General features: G+C 57.2%; 10 protein-coding genes. 3 read left to right on the top strand and 7 right to left on the bottom strand.

Annotated features, from left to right (window positions below; genetic code table 11):
* The first annotated feature begins 307 nt into the window (after window positions 1-307).
* A complete protein-coding gene (locus tag B2A78_RS05415) occupies window positions 308-937 on the top strand; it encodes an RNA polymerase sigma factor (protein WP_077728888.1) in 630 nt (209 codons plus the stop codon).
* Window positions 938-1,008: 71 nt separating this feature from the next.
* On the opposite strand, the gene B2A78_RS05410 is transcribed toward B2A78_RS05415, so the two are convergent.
* From B2A78_RS05410 to B2A78_RS05380, 7 genes are all read right to left on the bottom strand, one after another.
* Window positions 1,009-2,316, bottom strand: a complete 1,308-nt coding sequence (locus B2A78_RS05410; RefSeq protein ID WP_077728887.1) for a S8 family serine peptidase — start codon at window positions 2,314-2,316, stop codon at window positions 1,009-1,011.
* Window positions 2,313-3,020 (bottom strand): zf-HC2 domain-containing protein, encoded by a 708-nt coding sequence (locus B2A78_RS05405; protein ID WP_077728886.1) that lies wholly within the window; start codon window positions 3,018-3,020, stop codon window positions 2,313-2,315. The genes B2A78_RS05410 and B2A78_RS05405 overlap by 4 nt, the downstream gene beginning before the upstream one ends.
* Window positions 3,021-3,348: 328 nt before the next feature.
* On the bottom strand, window positions 3,349-4,068 hold the full coding sequence (locus tag B2A78_RS05400) for a TorF family putative porin (protein WP_168175351.1): 720 nt from the start codon (window positions 4,066-4,068) through the stop codon (window positions 3,349-3,351).
* Window positions 4,069-5,073: 1,005 nt separating this feature from the next.
* The gene (locus tag B2A78_RS05395; protein ID WP_077728884.1) at window positions 5,074-5,439 is read right to left on the bottom strand and encodes a hypothetical protein; all 366 of its coding nucleotides are present in this window, start codon (window positions 5,437-5,439) and stop codon (window positions 5,074-5,076) included.
* 112 nt (window positions 5,440-5,551) lie between these two features.
* The gene (locus B2A78_RS05390; protein WP_077728883.1) at window positions 5,552-5,860 is read right to left on the bottom strand and encodes a hypothetical protein; all 309 of its coding nucleotides are present in this window, start codon (window positions 5,858-5,860) and stop codon (window positions 5,552-5,554) included.
* Window positions 5,861-6,828: 968 nt separating this feature from the next.
* A complete protein-coding gene (locus B2A78_RS05385; protein ID WP_240502410.1) occupies window positions 6,829-7,944 on the bottom strand; it encodes a hypothetical protein in 1,116 nt (371 codons plus the stop codon).
* Between the two features lie 606 nt (window positions 7,945-8,550).
* Window positions 8,551-9,090 carry a copper resistance protein NlpE gene (locus B2A78_RS05380; RefSeq protein WP_077728881.1) on the bottom strand — a complete coding sequence of 180 codons (540 nt, stop codon included), beginning with the start codon at window positions 9,088-9,090 and terminating at the stop codon, window positions 8,551-8,553.
* 1,140 nt (window positions 9,091-10,230) lie between these two features.
* Here B2A78_RS05380 and B2A78_RS05375 point away from each other — a divergent pair.
* On the top strand, window positions 10,231-10,920 hold the full coding sequence (locus B2A78_RS05375; protein ID WP_077728880.1) for a hypothetical protein: 690 nt from the start codon (window positions 10,231-10,233) through the stop codon (window positions 10,918-10,920).
* A 13-nt stretch (window positions 10,921-10,933) separates the two neighbouring features.
* On the top strand, window positions 10,934-16,078 hold the full coding sequence (locus B2A78_RS05370; RefSeq protein ID WP_077728879.1) for a hypothetical protein: 5,145 nt from the start codon (window positions 10,934-10,936) through the stop codon (window positions 16,076-16,078).
* The last annotated feature ends 393 nt before the right edge of the window (window positions 16,079-16,471 follow it).

Raw genomic sequence — 16,471 nt, 5'->3', positions numbered from 1 at the left:
GACCTACTCGTGAGTGCCCGTACAGTCGGTATGAAAATGCTCTAGCCCGCTAAAGAGTCTGCTGTAGTATCAGCGCCCGAATCTTTTCTATGAGGCGGCTGTCCGCCCAAGGATAGTGAGTTGTCACCCAGAAATCGGGTTCGACCGGCTCCTTATTGGGCAGGGGCCCCCTTTTCAGACCGCCGCGACATCCCGCGGCAAAAAATCCTGACGGCGGTGAACCTTTTCGGAATTTCCCGAAATCTACAGATTAGACTCGGATTATTCCTGCTTCGGAAAAACCAACCATGGTACCGATTCATTGCCTATGACCGTCGATCCCACGCTAATCCTGCCTGATAGACAAACCGCCTCATGCATCGATGATCATCGGGATCGGGAACTGATGACCGGTATCCAGGCGCGCGATGTGAGTGCTTTCGAGATGTTGTATTCGGCCTTCTATCATCGCTTGTCCAGGTTTATTTTTCAGGCGACGCGACAGCCGGATATGGTGGAGGATGTGATCAATGAAACGATGCTAGTCGTGTGGGAAAAGCCCGAGACCTTTGATTACACATGTAAGGTATCAACTTGGATTTTCGGTATTGCTTATCGAAAGGCGCTTAAGGCCTCGGCGAAGCAGGCCAGATCCGCCCATGCCGTGCCTATTGACGAGTTCGGAGAGGAATTGGCGGATAACAGAGCGTCACCGGCACGGCAGGTGGAAGGCGAGGATCTGCTCTCCGTTGCTTTGGACTCGCTCCCGCAGGAGCAACGCGCCGTTATCGAGTTGACCTTTGGCCATGGACTTCGTTATCAGGAGATCGCAGCCATCCTCGACTGTCCGGAAAATACGGTGAAAACACGGATGTTTCATGCACGCAAGAGGCTTCAGACCTTATTTAACGAGCTGACACCGGAGCTCATGGATCCTTCCGAAGAGGATATGTCATGACGCCGGCTGCTCGCGCGATAGAAAGCTCTCCACCTAGTCATGAAGCGGCGGTTCGGGAACGTGAAGATCGGCTACGAAGGCTTTCCGCAATCAGGGATACCGAGCAATCGCGCGAGTGCAAGGCAAGCATCGACGATCCGGTCCAATGGATTCGGAGCTTGCGCGGAGGTCGCCGCCGACGCGTGTAGGAGTTCTATAGCCTCAGGCGAGGTCAAGCTGGGCTTGAGTTGCCGCATCAGGGCCAACAGGCCCGTGACATGGGGAGCGGCGAAGGAACTACCGGACACGAAGTCGTACCTCCCGTGCGGCAGTGTCGTAAGAATATCGGTACCGGGGGCATGGATCCCATCGTTGGCGGCCGCTTCCGGCTTGCGATCCACCTGGGCGGCTCGGACCGCAATGACTCCGGTCTGATTGGCGGGAAAGCCCGCGATCGATCCGTTTTCACGGGCGTCCGCGCCGACCACGAGGATACCCTGATCGATCGCCGCCCGAAGAAGCCGTCCGACCAGCGGATCATCAGGCCCGGTCAGGCTCAGATTGATGATATGGGTGCCAAGACGCACGGCTTCATTGAGCGCCGCCAAGAGCGTAAAGCTGTTGCACACTGCAGCGACGGAACCGAAGCGCTCCGGCCAACACGCCTTAAGCGCGTAGATTTTGGCATCGGGCGCAACTCCCGCAATACCAATTCCATTTCCACGGTGAGCGGCGACTATGCCGGCGACAGCCGTCCCGTGGATATCATCGGTCGGTTTATCGTGATTCGATGATGCCAGATTTTTAGAGACAGCGATTTGGCCCCTGAGGTCGGGATGGGTATCATCCACACCGGTATCGACCAGCGCGATGCGAACGCCCCGTCCGGTCGTCAGACGATGGGCTTCCTCGATGTGCATGCGCTGTAAGTTTTTTTGCAGTCGAAAATAAGGATCACTGCCGAAGGAAGCCGACGCATTATTTACTAAAGCCCGGAAGGTCCGCATGATCTGTACGGATTCGACCCGGCGATCCTGCGCGATGGTCTTGATAGTATCGGCGGGGATTTGACCGACAGGAATTTCGTACACCACGCACACTACTCTCAAAATGGTAACAGGCCATTCCGCCATCAGCTTCAGCCCGTACTGCTCCGCCAAATCTACCGCGACGCGGGTGCTCCAGGCAGAACTCATGTAACGGCCATGTGCGCGATAACGATCCAGAATATTGTCCGGCACCTTGCGTCCGATGCTCGAATCGGTGAAAGTCACCAGGATGCGCCGCTCTTCAATCGATGGATCGGCCGTGGGACCGATGCTTGGAAAATCACGGTCCGTCACGCATCCGGTCAGTTGCAACAGGAGCGCCAAGACTAAAGCGATCAAGCTGAACGTCATGGCGCCGAAGAAGGCCCGGTTGTCGGCTCTGCCAGCAATACACCCGGTTGGCGCCGAAGGTAGGCCAAGGCCGCTTCGATCCTCGCATTCTTGTCTCTGCCGTCGGCCAGTCGGACCGTATAAACGTCCGCCGAACCGGGCATGTCGACTCGGCTCCCGTCGACTGCTTTCAAGAGCGCATCAACATGTTCGGCGCCAAGACTCGGTTCGACCACCAGGCGCAGATCCCCCTGATTCGAGGCTGCGGTCGAAGCGGGGTCGGCCAAAGTTCGAAACCGGGGCTCCGTTAGTTGATCCCACTGGCGCCAGCTCAAGGGGACGATCAGCAGCAAAAGCACCACCGCCAGAGCCACGCGGGTCAGTGGCTTGCTTACGATGACCGGAAAATGCCGGAGCCAGGTTCGAAGTCGGCCAAATCGATCGAAGTGCAACGCCGCCGATTCGGATCGTTCACGCTGCCGAATGGTGGCGAGCAGGCGAGAGTATCCGGCCTGCGGATCCAGATTCGGACAAGGCGTGTGAGAGATTCGCTCCGAAAGCGCGTAAAGCTTCACCCGTTCACGTCGGCAAATCAGGCAACGGCTCAAATGCGCCTCCACCCGCGCCTGCTCTTCGCTCTCTAGGGTTCCGGTTATATGCCAGGGCAAAAGTGAAAACACATCATCGTGCTCACGGTCCGGCGGGCATGGCTTACTCAGATTCATCGCGCTTCTCCAACAATAAGAGCATCCAACTTAGGCATCCCATCATCCAAGAAGAGCTCGAGCTATTTGCAAATGTGAGACATACGTTCAGCGCTTCTCGAACGCTACACCACTGTCGAACAGGTCTAGCCCATAAGCCTGCATTCTAGGGGGCGTCCTTCAAAAGAAACTCGACCTGTCGTCATTACAAAACCATTGGACCCGAACAAGGTCGACCGTGCTCTTTTGACCGTTCGGCTATCCGGCTAGTAAGCGATAAATCGCCTACAAGAGGACCTGTCAATCCGCGGTTCTACTCTATTTATTCCGCGGCCAGGCCAAAAGTTCACTAAAAGCCGACAGAGAGGGAAAATAGAAAGCGGTCATCCAGCGGCTGGAGATATATCGATCCATTCTCAGGCTCGTCCTCGTGATGCTCGTAATAAGGCAACTTGGTATCCACATAGCGCAAATCGACCGAAATATACCGATTCACGTACCAGGTCACTCCGGCATTCCAGAAAAAGTAGTCGTAGTGCGCCAGTTCGCCGGCCTGATGAAAGCCTACGCCCGCGGACAGTTGCAGCCGATCCACCGGGCTATAGCGGCCGACCAGTTCATAGGCCAAGGTCTTGGCGCCACGGTTATAGGTATCGTAGGCAAAAGCCACCCGAGCGCTCAGAAAATCGCGGTAATGGAGCGAACCGTAGAGTTCGTTATAGTCCGAGTCCTGGCCGAACACTTTGCCATCATATAGATACCGGCTAGCCGCGAGATCAAGCTTCCAGTTCTTGGCAAACTTGGTCGCCCAACCCAGATAAGGATTGATTTCCACACGGGCTCGGTCATCATAGTATTCATCGTCGAAACTCACCGGTGCCACCCAGAGGCCGGCATACAAGCCGAGTTCATGCTCGTATTCCAGATTCCCCAGGCCGACGGGATTGTTCCTGCTCTTCGTATAGCCCCGATAAACATAATCCGTTGCGAAGGTCACGGATCCCTTGAAGTCGGCAAGCGCCGGAACACTGAACAAGGCGAGCAGTAGCCACGAAAGCCTACGATTCATGAAAGCTCTTATCGGTTTCGGCAAGGGATATGACCGCATTCTCTCCGGGAACGATCAGGAGAGATCCGATGTCGACAAGCGTGAACTCAGCTCGCCATGAGAGAATTCGTCCGACCGACACATCTTCGGCTGACGACGGACGGCAGGCGTTCACACGTCCGGCCTCGGATAGGGACGGAACTCCGGTGATGCGCATAGCGAAGGCGCACGGCAGAAGGCTCGCACGGGGGCTGAGCAGCGCGGGTTCCGGGAGTTGGGCGTTGGCTTGTCATAGGAAACTCCTCCTGAGTCAGTTGGGCGATCGAGTCGCGCAAATGCCTATCCACTGGCTATGCCAAGTTGTGGAACCAAAAAGATAACGGCGGTCCGCCAGGAATACTACTTGGAGTCGGTCCAAATATTGGAAAGTTCAACCCACCTCCGAGATTCTTGCGGCGGATACCTTTCAACCTGAAGGATACACAGCAAGCCCGAAAGAGTCAGCACGGCACACCTTTCCCGAGCTATAGGCAGTCCGTCGTTTGTAAAACCTCCCGTCCGCTCAAGCATCCTATCGACTTTCGTCGTATTCGGTTCATGCGACTAGGACGGGTGTTCGAGGGCAAAGAAGGTTTTCTACTGACAGTGTCGGGCTGGTATCGAGAAATCTGACCTTGGGTGTCTCTAACCGCCCCACACACGCGGACCGGAACCGGAAGCACAAGGCCGAAAAAGCTGTCTGCCAGGACAGTGCAAAAAAGAGGAAATCGCGAGTTACGACGCCGGCAAGAGGGTGAAGAGCCGCAACCCGGCCTATCGCGGTCGATACCTTTTGAGCAAAGATTGCGAGATACACTCCGCCGCCTCAAAGGGCTTTATTCGGATCACCATGATTTCTCCCATGCTTCGCCGCCCCCTTCCCGCGTTTGAAAACTATTTCCGACTGACGACCGGTGTACGGATTGATGCGCCAATCCATGCTCCTCAATCCATACGCCGGCGGACGTCGATCGCTATGACACAATTTTAAAGATGCGAAGACGTCGTAAGATGCCAACTTTGGGTACAGGGTGGCGAGCTGCAAACCTGAAACAGCGAGGTCGCGCGATCGACCCGCTTTTCAGTCACAGTGCCATCGGCTGCTTGCATTGTGCTCTCAAGCACCACCGCTTGCATCACGGCTTGTTGCGATGCCAGATCGACCGAACCGGACGCAATATCCAGCCCGCCTTCCACTCGATCGAGCGCGCTATCGTCCAGCCGAGACAACGCAGTACCCGTTTCTTGCTGGGACAGATTATCCAAGGCGTGAAACTGGGAATCAGCGGAGGCCGCAGTCATACATAAGAGAGCGAGCGGTAGCAAACCGCCCCATGTGAATGATGTTTTCATCGGCCGCTCCATACTTTTCTGATTGAAGCAAAAAGGCGGGGGATCGTATGACCGTTCCCCCGCCTGGTTCTCCGGCCCTCATCAGCATTCGATATGGGCCATGGGCTTCGCTTTATTTACCGCCAATGCTCTGCTGCGTGACCGCCACAATATTCTGATTGGCGCCGCCCTTGCCCAAGGCTAGGTTGACCGCGGTTATCGTGGTTACGGCTATGTTCTGGTTAACGTTACCAACGTTTAATTTACGATCGTGATCTTTCTTAAACGGGAACAAAATCCCGCCTTCGACAGCAGAGAGTTGCCCTTCGGTCATCGGTTTCAAGCTGGACACCTTGCCCAATGCCCGGAAGTCGTTATCGGCCATTGCAGGCCCGGCCATCATCACCGAAGACAGTACTGCTGCTATTGCATAAGATTTCATAATCGAACTCCTTGTATTACAGGGTTAACGCCTCCCCTATCCTCGCATTCCTTCTTTTACCGTAAATTTCAGGAAATTCGGAAAGGTTCACCGCCGTCAGGATTTTTTGCCGCGGGATGTCGCGGCGGTCTGAAAAGGGGGCCCCTGCCCAATAGCCCAATACGGTCCGGCGGTGAGCGGCCAGCCGCGGATGCTCACGGCGCGCGTCCCAACGGTCTTAAGATCGGCCAAAGTACCAATTCGATCATGGTTCCATGAAGCCGACGTTCCAAGCCCGCTGAAAACTAGAGCATTTTCATACCGACTGTATGGGAACTCGCGAGTAGATCGGGAATCCATTCCCGACGCAACGGGTTCGTCGGCAAAGGATTGCCGACCTACGATTGAGTCGATCTACCCTGGCCGAAGGCGCCAACGACTCCTGCCAGGCCTGTTTCGCCGTACGAGCGAGATGAACACGCTCTAAGTGCGAATGGCAGAAATGGCCGAATTCCGGTCGCCGTGGCCACCCTGAGTGAATGATCGGAACGGGCACGGAGCGACAATCGACAGGCTTAAATGGCGGCCGGCGACAGGCGTGTTGGGTCTGCCCCGGTTACCGACTCGGTAGCCTCGGGCGAATCATGCTCTTCGCTGACGAGCGCCTGCCATTTCTCGTAGGAGGCCGGTTCGAAGCGCTCCAGCGCGAAGCGTCATTCGCCGGTCCTTATAGGTAACGATCACACGCGCCAAGGCATTGATCAGCGCCACATTGGTGCCAGGGCGCAATTTCAAATGGCAATCGGCTTTCACATGCGCCGATTTCACCCAGCCGATAATCCAAGCGGTCGAAACTCAAGGAAAAAACAAACGGAGAGGATTCTCGCAGACCCTCTCCGTTTCATATTCATAGGCAAACCACCGTCCCTTTGTCCTTTTCGAGAATGCGCCGCTGAGACAGTCTGGTTCTTGATATAGGGCTACAGCAATTACCTGATATTCTTCTGCTTTGTCCTGCTGCTGGCGAGCAGGTTGGGCGGCGGACCGATCGGCTTGAAGTTCTTCAGCAGAGGAATGTCATCCTTGTTGACCCACCTGAGGTCAAGATCGTAGGTACCCGGCTGCCCCCAACCTCCAGTGAACTTCTCGCCATCGGGCGTGAAGCTCCAGCACATGTCTTCGCCGGCGGTATTGATGGTATCACCGAGGTTCAATGGTTCCTGCCATTCACCTTTCGGATTCTGGTATGCGATCCACTCATCATGGCCGCCCCGCGAACCGAGGTCAGGCCGCGTGCTGGTAACGATTATGCTCTTGCCGTCCTTTGACAGTCCGGTCCAGTGCAGATGGTCGCGGTACGGCGAATTAATCCTCGGACCGAGGCTCTGCGGCTTCTGCCAGACGCCGTCCTTCTTCTCAACCTTCCAGATGTCGCTATCTTGCGTTACTCCCGGCTGTTGGTAGCTGAAGTAAATCAGGCTGTCGGAAGCGATGATTGGGCAGTGCTCCTCGCCAGTCGGCGTATTGATGTGCGGCAGCTCGGGAACTTCGTTCCAGTTTCTGGCCGGCTGCCAGACGCCATCGACTTTTTGAGTGACGTAGAGATCGCCGGTGGACAGATTACCCGGCTCGTATCTCGTGAAGTAAATGACATTTCCGTCATCGGAGAAACTCGGCTCCAGTTCCCAGGCGGACGTGTTGATGTTCGGCCCTACAGCGGGATCAACCTCCGGTCCCAAATGGACGGGCTCCTGCCAGGCGCCATTCTCATAGTGGGACATCCAAATGTCGAAATTGTAGGGGGTCCCAGACGACTCTACGCTGCCCGGACGGGTGGAGGTAAAGATGGCGGTTTTCCCGTCGGCGCTGTAGCTGATCTCGAAGTCCGCACCAGCCGAGTTGAGCGGTTCGCCCATACTTTTCGATATTGGCGGAATCGCTTTGGCGCTCTCGTTACCCGGCATGTCCATACCCGGCATCGCATCACAAACCCCGTGCGCCAGGATGAGTACCGGCGCCACGGAACAGAGCCTTAGAATAAGGCATTTCTCTTTCATACCCCGCCCCGTCATTTCAGATGGATAATACTTCGTACTGTTTTTCATAAACAAAGCTTATGCTACACCGCATCGCAATTTTTGCGATAAGCCCCTCCTTATCTGTCGTTGCGGCGTCAGATTATGTCTAATGTTTGACGTGGTCAATGAGAAGTTTCTAATGTTTTAATGTTTGACATGGTCAAGTAGAAAGGGACACCCCAGTCAAGCCGCATTGGCCATTCGGCCATTTATCTCAAATTGATCCGAGCTCTGATAGCCCGGGTACGAATGCAGCCGCTTGCTCTTCCAGCGCTTTATGATTTCAGGTCGCCACACCTAGCATCCATGTGTGGGGCGGCCGCTTTCCGCAAAGCTCGCTCGTGCGTGCAGGATCTCGGCGAGAGTCACTGTCGATCATTGCCTCAGCAGCCTGTCGGCTTGTGGACGCGAATGACCACTCCACTCGGTAACCCGCCCTTGAATCCGCAGAGTGGCGACCGGTAGCTTTGGGCACTGACGACTCGCTCGATTTTGGAAAAGCGGCCGCTCAGGAATGGCGGGCCTTGGAAGGACGAATGGCCGTTGAGGCCGAAAACTACCCACCCGAAAACAAACTATCGGAGCTCGTTTGAACTTCAATTCTTCGCCAATTGTCCTTTGGCGCAGTATTCGTCAATGGATGTGCATTTCCCGATTGCCGGCCCTGTCGCTCCGTTGCAGCAGATACCTGTCCTGGTCTCCAGGCAATGGCGCCCCGTCGTCGCTTAGATAGAGCAAAGTGCCTTCATCTTTAATGGCGAGCCGACGCTGAGGGGCCTCTTTGTTGGGGGTCAACAAGACGACACCTTTGGTGTCGTTCCATTCGTATTTTCCTTTTTCGAAGGACTCTCGGTTTTGCGGCTTTGCGGGCTGGATGACCAAAAGATAGTTGTTCTTGGCATTCAAGGACAGGGTCATTTTCAGACCGTTGCAATCTTCTTCATGACACGGCAGGTAGCCGTAAAAGACGCCCCGAAATTTGCCTGCCGCTCCCTCGGGGCTGGCATGAGCCGAATGATCCATGGCACCGTGCTGGCTCTGTTCGCGAGCTTTGAGCGCTTTCTCTTGGATTTCCTTATCGGTTTCTGCCCAAGCGGGGTTAAGCGAGGACAGTAATGCGCCGAAAACAATGACTAACACCTTTTGAGTCATTTTCCTGTTCGATGCTTTCATAAGGGATTTCTCGTGTTCTATGTCCGAAACCAGCGTAGCCCATGAGGCGGATATGCGTGTGATATTGTACGCCACCGAGGGCGTGTTAATTTGACTTCACGTTCTGTCTTGTCGTGTGCCGGCAACTGGAATCGCGTGTTCAATGGCGCCTTTGGGAACGAACCACCGATTCGGTCTCGAAGAGAGCTGACGCTCGGGAAGGCCGGTATCGGCAGAGGTGAACGCCCGTTGAAGCCGATCTTGAGACGATCGAGGCGAATCTTGAGCACGGGCGAAAGGGGGGGCAGTTCTTACATTCCAACACAGTTAACCGCTTCGAAACCAAACAGGGGACAAATTGTACGTGCCAGGGTAATTTTTCACAGACGAATCCTTGTCGGAGCGTGCACGCTCCCGGCACAAGATACCTATCGCCTAATACAAACGGACCCCGGCTTAACGTATATCCAGAAGATTCACTTCGTAGCAAGGCTCATGGTTAGCAAATAATACACATGGCTTGATTTTGCAGGATTGGCTTCCTCCCAAGTAAGAGGCATGAATTTGAGAGTTTGAGTGCCGGACCAGTTCTTTGGTTGAAGACCTAAAAGACTCGCCCGGATATTTCGTCAGACTTTATATTTTGCCGACAAAATCTCATAGCCGTTCTACTTTATTGCTCAAATCGGTTTTGTGATGTGCTGAAAAGGATTTGTTGTGTCGTATGAAATACATTGCGCCTTCAGCACAGAGTGGACGGCAACCTTGGCGAGCAGTGATTGGCAATAACCCGTTGATGAATAATCGCCGTATAACCTTTCGACAGAGGGGATCGAAAGTATAATCGGTTTTATGTAACCCAAATCGAGTCGATTCAAATTCATGCCGATTATCTCGAAACACGGGTTATCGAAAACTTCTTTGAATTGGCCGCCTCTCTATAAATTCTGCCTCAAATGCGGCTGAATATCGGCACCAGAGATTCTGGCGTTGAAGAGTATGAAAAACCGCTTTTTCGATACTATTAAACAGTTTAAGGTTTAACTTGACAGCATAGGCATACCCGAGCGGAGAATAGCGGGAAAACATCCTGGATTGCGGATAAACAGTTTGCTCACGCCCTTAACAAAACCGTAATAACAAAAAAAACGAGGAGGCGCCATGTCCTTTCCAGCCGATAACAACATCTTTCAAAAGGGCACATTCGAAGGTTTCGCCGTCCGCGGGCGAGCGCGAGTGGATCGGGATTTTCGACATGCTTGGGAAAACCGCTCGGTGTCGCCCGGACTTGGTAAGCATTTCGCCATCCTCGACGATCCGAATCTTATCGATCTCTCCAACGGAACCCGCCTGCCGCCCAGCCAAATACTGTCATCCGATCTGACCGCGCCAGCCAGCCGTGATCCACTGGACACCTCGGACCTTGATTTCATCGATCTGCTGTCGCAGAAAACGCGCGGTATCGACGGCGCCAGTCTTGCGGTGGAGGGCATCAGCCTCAAGCCCGGCGAAGGCATCATGACGCGCTGGAATTTTCTGGTTTACGACCAGCGCGACGATATCAACGACTTTGCCTTGGCCGAATTGATCGACGAGCAAACCGGACAGACGATTGAACAAAAACTCCTGGTGCAAAGCCAAGGTTTGAAGAGTCCCGACGGCTCGATCCGCTGGTCGAGCGGCTGGATGCCTTATTCCTGGAAAACGTCGAGCTCCGTGCGCGTGACGTTTCGCATCGTCGTCAGCAACGGCTATACCTTCAATCCCCTGTCCGGTCCCGATCCCTTGCAGAGAGTGCAAGGGCGAGCGTTCCCCAGCGGGTTACTGGTAGACGGAATTTGGTTGATTTAGGGGGGATGCCGTCATGAAAGTCGGACGCGTTATCACAATTTTCGCTCTCATCCTGACCACCCTCGCGGGTGTCGGTTGCCGCCCCGCGAAAGACAACGGCGGGGACGCCCGTCACACCCGAGTCATCCACGCCGATGTCGTCGCAATCGAGCACGATATCCAGTACAACCGCTTCGGTTCCCACAACCCCTACGGCATGATTTACGCCCTTGAGCGCGATGTGGAAAGCAGCGATGGACAGCCCGAACTGCGGCCGGGCAAGGTCAGGCTGAAGTCGGTCAAGCGGGCCCGGCCTTTGGCACTTAGGGCGCACAAGGGAGACATTCTCGAAGTGACCTTCACCAATTTGCTGAGCCCCGAACGGCCCAAGCGACATCCCGACGATATCGAGGAAGAGGCGATCGAGGAAAAAGGCCATGCGGCCAACCAGGTCGTATCGGCGCATCGGACTGATTCCGACCCGTGCGCGCCAGCCGGCACGCCGCCGCCGCACGGGAATACCCCAACCACCCGCTGCGCCTCCATCGCACTTTCGGGTCTGCGGGTCGAAGCCGATGGCCACGATCCTGCCGCAACCGGTTTGCAGGGCATTCCTCCGGGGGCCACAATCACCTACCGTTGGCGCGCCGAGCGCGAGGGCACCTTTTTGTTCGCCAGTCTCGCCGCGCCGTCCGGGGGCGAAGGCGACGGCGGCTCGCTGGTACACGGCCTGTTCGGCACGGTGACGGTGGAACCGGAACGCAGCACCTGGTATCGCAGCGCGGTCCGCGCCGACGAACTCAAGGAAGCGAAACGGCAGGCCAAGGCACCCGCGCTGATCGAGTATGAAGCGCTCGACGAGCACGGCGATCCCGTCCTGAACCTGCTCAAGCCGCTTGGCAACGACCGGTTCGAACTGATCCACAGTCCCTTGGACGCCATCATCGTCGATCACGACAGCGGCAAGAGCGGCCGCGAATTCACGGTCACCTTCCATGATGAACTGAAGACCGTCTATCCCGAGGACTTCCGCATTCTCGCCACCAACCCGCAATTGGCGGGGGTGCGAGACGGATTTGCCATCAACTACGGCGCGAGCGGCATGGGCACCATCTTGTTGGCCAACCGCCTGGGCAAAGGACCGGCCAAGGATTGCGTCGACTGCCTTTACGAAGAATTTTTCCTGCAATCCTGGGCAAACGGCGATCCCGCGCTGCTGCCTCAGTACGAGGACGATCCGTCCAACGTCCATCACAGCTATCTCGGCGATCCCGTGCTGTTCCGCAACTCGCACGCCGGCCCGAAGGAAACCCATGTGTTCCACCTGCATGCACATCAATGGGAATCCAGTCGAAGCGGGTATTCCAATTATCTCGATTCGCAGACCATCGCACCGCAACAAAGCTTTGCCTACGCCATCGCGCACGAGGCCAGCGGCAACCGCAATCTGGCGCCGGGCGATTCGATCTTCCACTGTCATCTCTACCCGCATTTCGCTCAAGGCATGTGGGGGTTGTGGCGCGTCCACGACGTTTTCGAGGACGGCACGCGCCGTCTGCCCGATGGAGAACGGGGACCCGGCACCGATCCGAGAACCGGCGTCGCCACGGGCGGCACCCCTATTCCGGCAGTGATTCCCTTGCCTGAGCTCGCCATCGCGCCCGCTCCGACTTATGCGGAAGATCCCGATCCGAGCAAGCGCATAGCCCAATCCTTTCCAGGCTTCCCTTTTTACATTCCCGGTCAGGCCGGACACCGTGCGCCGCAGCCTCCGCTCGACATCGTCGAAAACGGCGGTCTTGGGCGGCACCTTGTAACCGGCGGCGAGCGGGAATTCAACGGCGGGCGAACCGCCGCGGAACAGTTGGCGAACGCCGACATGACCGCGCATATCACCCGCGCGAATCTAATTCTGTTGCCCGAAGCGGGCACCGCATTGGAAAAAGCGGCGATGGCTTTCCATGAACACGCCGCCGGTTACCCGAGCCGGACGCCGGAGGGCCGGGATGCGGTATTCCGGGTCAACGGCAAAGCGCGGCGGCCCGGCGCGCCTTTCGCCGACCCGTGCGGCGAGGATCCCACGGCGCCGATTCGGCGTTACCGCGCTTCGGTGATCGATCTGGACATTCAAACCAACGAACACGGCTGGCATGACCCGCAGTCACGCATCAATGTTCTGGACCGGGACGTTGCTCGTTACGAAGGCAAAAAAACCGCCGCGGCCGAGCCATTCTTCTTCCGTGTGGAATCGGGCGAGTGCGTGGAGTTCCTGCATACCAACCGTGCCGGTGCCACGGTGAGACGCGACGATTTCCAGGTCGCCACGCCTACCGACACCATCGGTCAACACATCCATCTGGTCAAATTCGATGTCCTCGCTGCGGACGGCTCGGGCAACGGCTTCAATTACGAGGATGGCACACTGGCCTGGGAAGCGATCAAGGAGCTGTCCGAAGCCAGCCGCTTCGGCGTGGTGAAGGATCACCTCGGCCAAATCAAGCCTAAGCCTCGCGCCAAGACCAACAAGCAGGGCCGTCCGGTGTTTCAGACCACCATCCAGCGCTGGTGGGCGGATGCCCACGACCATAAGGACGGCGACGGCACGCTGGGCACGGTATTCACGCACGATCACTTCGCGCCGTCCTCGATTCAGCATCACGGGTTTTACAACGCCATGCTGGTCGAACCCAAGGGCTCGGTTTGGCGTACCCCGGACGGTACCGACATGAAAACGGGCAAGCGGCGATTACCCGGCGGAAATGAGCAGAACGTCGCCGGCGCCAGCCGCGATATTGCCTGCCGCGCCCCCGTCACCGAACCGGAGCGTACATGCCGCGAATCTTTCGCGGTCGGCTCGCGCGGCATGGTGGTCAAGGCGGAAGCCAGGGAAAAGCATCCCGACACGCGCGAATTCGCCCTGGCCATCGCCGATTTCGCGTTGCTCTACGATGCCGGGCAAACGCAAGGTCCGGCTCTGCCGGAAGGCATGGCGGGCAAGGTGAACACCACGGTGGAGGACTATTACGTCGCCTACCGCAAGCTGCACGGCTATCCCGTCGATCCGCCGGCCATGCCCGAGGCGATTTCCACCGACCACCACAATCCCTATCTGGTCAATTACAAACACGAGCCCATCCCGCTGCGTATCGGCGAACGCGACAGCCCCGCAAGCGGCAGTCATTTTTCAAAGCTCAAGCCCGGCGAATGCGCAGGGCATCTGGACGACCCCGAAAGCGCGCGCCCGGCGCTGTGTCGCCCCAGCGATCTGGCTTATGTCTTTAGCTCCTCGGCACCGAATGGCGATCCCTTCCTGAAGCCCTTCAGGGCCTATGAGGGCGACCGGGTTCAATTGCGCGTAATCCAGGGGGCGCAGGAAGTCCAGCACGGTTTCACCGTACACGGGCTGGCCTGGCGAAGGGAAGCGAAGAACCCGACTGCGCCCTGGATCAATGCCCAGGAAATCGGAATTTCCGAACATTTCGAGATGGACACGGTCAATCTGGCTAACATCGGCGCCGGACTCGGTACCGCCGACTACCTCTTCCACTTCGGCACTCAGGACGACTTGTGGAACGGCAGTTGGGGACTGTTGCGCGCTTTCGCCAGCCCTGAAGTTTTCGACCCGGCGGCATGCGAGGACGAGCATGGCGTGCTGAAAGTCGGACAAGTCGATTTGCTCGAAGCCAGCGCGCCGGACAAGGATGCGGCACAGCGCAAGCCCTTCATTGACAAACTCCGGCAGGCCGGCTGCGCCGCCCAGCCGGTCGCGCGGCAGCACCTCGACGGGCCGAACAGTTGCCCGGACGGCGGGCGTAGCGACGATCATTGCGCGCTGGCGGTTCTGGACGACAATACCGACGGCAGGATAAGCGATCCCCGAGCGGGACAATTGGTGGCCGGTGACGGTTGTCCCCGGAATGCACCGCGGTCTGAATACGCTATAGAAGCTTGGCAAGTGAAGGACCTGCTGGGCGAGAGGGGAATGCGCTACGACGATGTCCACGGTCTGGATGACCCGGACGGTCTGGTTTTCGTTCCGGCTGGCGATGTCGAAGCGATTCGCAACGGCAAGCCTTTGACGCCACTCGTGCTTCGGGTCAAGGCAGGGCATTGCGCGGTGGTGAAGCTGACCAATCACCTGGGGACGCGTCTGTCGGACCGCCCGGGCGACGCACTCATGCCGCGCATCACCCAAATCAATGTGGACGAGCACAAGGAGGGCTTGCTGGACGCACCGCCGTCGAACCGTGTCTCGCTCCATCCACAGCTGGTGGCCGTGGACGTCAATGCCGGAAACGGCGCAGTCGCGGGTTTCAACCGCATCGACAAAGCGCTGGCGGTCCCAGGCGAGACGCGAACTTACAACTGGTACGCGGGCCGGGTGAATATCGACCGACAGGGAAGCACAGGCGAAAAACTCGTCATCGAGCCCTTCAATGAACCGCTCGCCGCAGGATTGAGTTCCCACGGCGACGTCATCGGCCATGGCACGCACGGTCTGATCGGCGCGCTCATTATCGAACCGGCCGACGCCAAGTTGTTCGACCCCGAGGATTTTTACGTGGACTCGCGAGGCCGGCCCCACGGTACCGAAATTCCTTTCGAACGAGCCTCCGGTCTCTCGGCCGTGGTCTGGGAGGATGACACCAAGAACTATGCGCGGGAATTCGTCGTGGTCTATCAAGACGGGCTGAATCTGCACAAGAACGGACAGCCCGTTCCCGACTGCCGCATCTGCGACGATTCCTATGATCTCGGCGAGCAAGGCATCAACTACCACAGTGCGCCTTTCTGGGTGCGCATGGGACTGGATCCACACCCGAATGCGCATGGTCAGGAAACCCAGGACCTCAATGACAACGTCTTCGCGAACGACTTCTTCACCGATGATCGGCAACCCTTAGCCTTCGTCGATTTCGAAGCCAAAGCGGATGAGCGCTTGCGTTTCCACGTGGTCCATCCGGCCGGCCGCGCCCGTCAGCACAGATTCCAACTGTACGGGCATTCGTTCAAGGACGACGTCCCGAATTTCGGTTCCCCCTGGTCGCGCTTGGTGACGCCCGGGGTGACGCTCACGGCGGAAGTCGAACGCGCGAAGCCCGGAATTTGGCTCTATCGGGACGGTCCGGCTCATCTGTTCGCCGGGGGTACGTGGGGGCGTCTGGTGGTCAGGGACTAAGTACATTCAGGGAATGTCTTGCGGCATATGCACCACTGCAGGAGAACCCCAGTCAATCGAACTAATTTGTCGAGGTTCCGCAAAACTTTATGGAATGTACTTAGAGCATTTTCATACCGACTGTACGGGCACTCGCGAGTAGGTCGGGAATCCCTCCCAATCGCAAACGGGCCTTTAATCGGCCCCTTCCAATCGCAAACGGCGTCTTCGGGAAGGGCGTGGCCGGCGCTCCCGGCCAGGCCGTTTGCGATTGGAAGGGTCATCCCAGCGCTCCTGGGATGACCGTTTGCGATTGGAGCGCCGAAGCCGCCCTTCCCGACGGTGCCGTTGGGCCAACGGGTTCGTCGGCAAAGGATTGCCGACCTACGACTGTAGCACCCTGTAGGTCGGGAA

The sequence above is a fragment of the Methylocaldum sp. 14B genome, from assembly GCF_002005105.1.
Lineage (GTDB): Bacteria > Pseudomonadota > Gammaproteobacteria > Methylococcales > Methylococcaceae > Methylocaldum.
The sequence above is the reverse complement of the archived record's forward strand: the minus strand, read 5'-3'. Positions and strand labels throughout refer to the sequence as shown.

Bases quoted from the DNA above. Each gene is read 5' to 3' on its own strand.
- B2A78_RS05415 (WP_077728888.1), top strand. From the start codon at position 308: ATGACCGTCGATCCCACGCTAATCCTGCCTGATAGACAAACCGCCTCA.
- B2A78_RS05395 (WP_077728884.1), bottom strand. From the start codon at position 5,439: ATGAAAACATCATTCACATGGGGCGGTTTGCTACCGCTCGCTCTCTTA.
- B2A78_RS05410 (WP_077728887.1), bottom strand. From the start codon at position 2,316: ATGACGTTCAGCTTGATCGCTTTAGTCTTGGCGCTCCTGTTGCAACTG.
- B2A78_RS05400 (WP_168175351.1), bottom strand. From the start codon at position 4,068: ATGAATCGTAGGCTTTCGTGGCTACTGCTCGCCTTGTTCAGTGTTCCG.
- B2A78_RS05370 (WP_077728879.1), top strand. From the start codon at position 10,934: ATGAAAGTCGGACGCGTTATCACAATTTTCGCTCTCATCCTGACCACC.
- B2A78_RS05380 (WP_077728881.1), bottom strand. From the start codon at position 9,090: ATGAAAGCATCGAACAGGAAAATGACTCAAAAGGTGTTAGTCATTGTT.
- B2A78_RS05390 (WP_077728883.1), bottom strand. From the start codon at position 5,860: ATGAAATCTTATGCAATAGCAGCAGTACTGTCTTCGGTGATGATGGCC.
- B2A78_RS05405 (WP_077728886.1), bottom strand. From the start codon at position 3,020: ATGAATCTGAGTAAGCCATGCCCGCCGGACCGTGAGCACGATGATGTG.
- B2A78_RS05385 (WP_240502410.1), bottom strand. From the start codon at position 7,944: ATGAAAAACAGTACGAAGTATTATCCATCTGAAATGACGGGGCGGGGT.
- B2A78_RS05375 (WP_077728880.1), top strand. From the start codon at position 10,231: ATGTCCTTTCCAGCCGATAACAACATCTTTCAAAAGGGCACATTCGAA.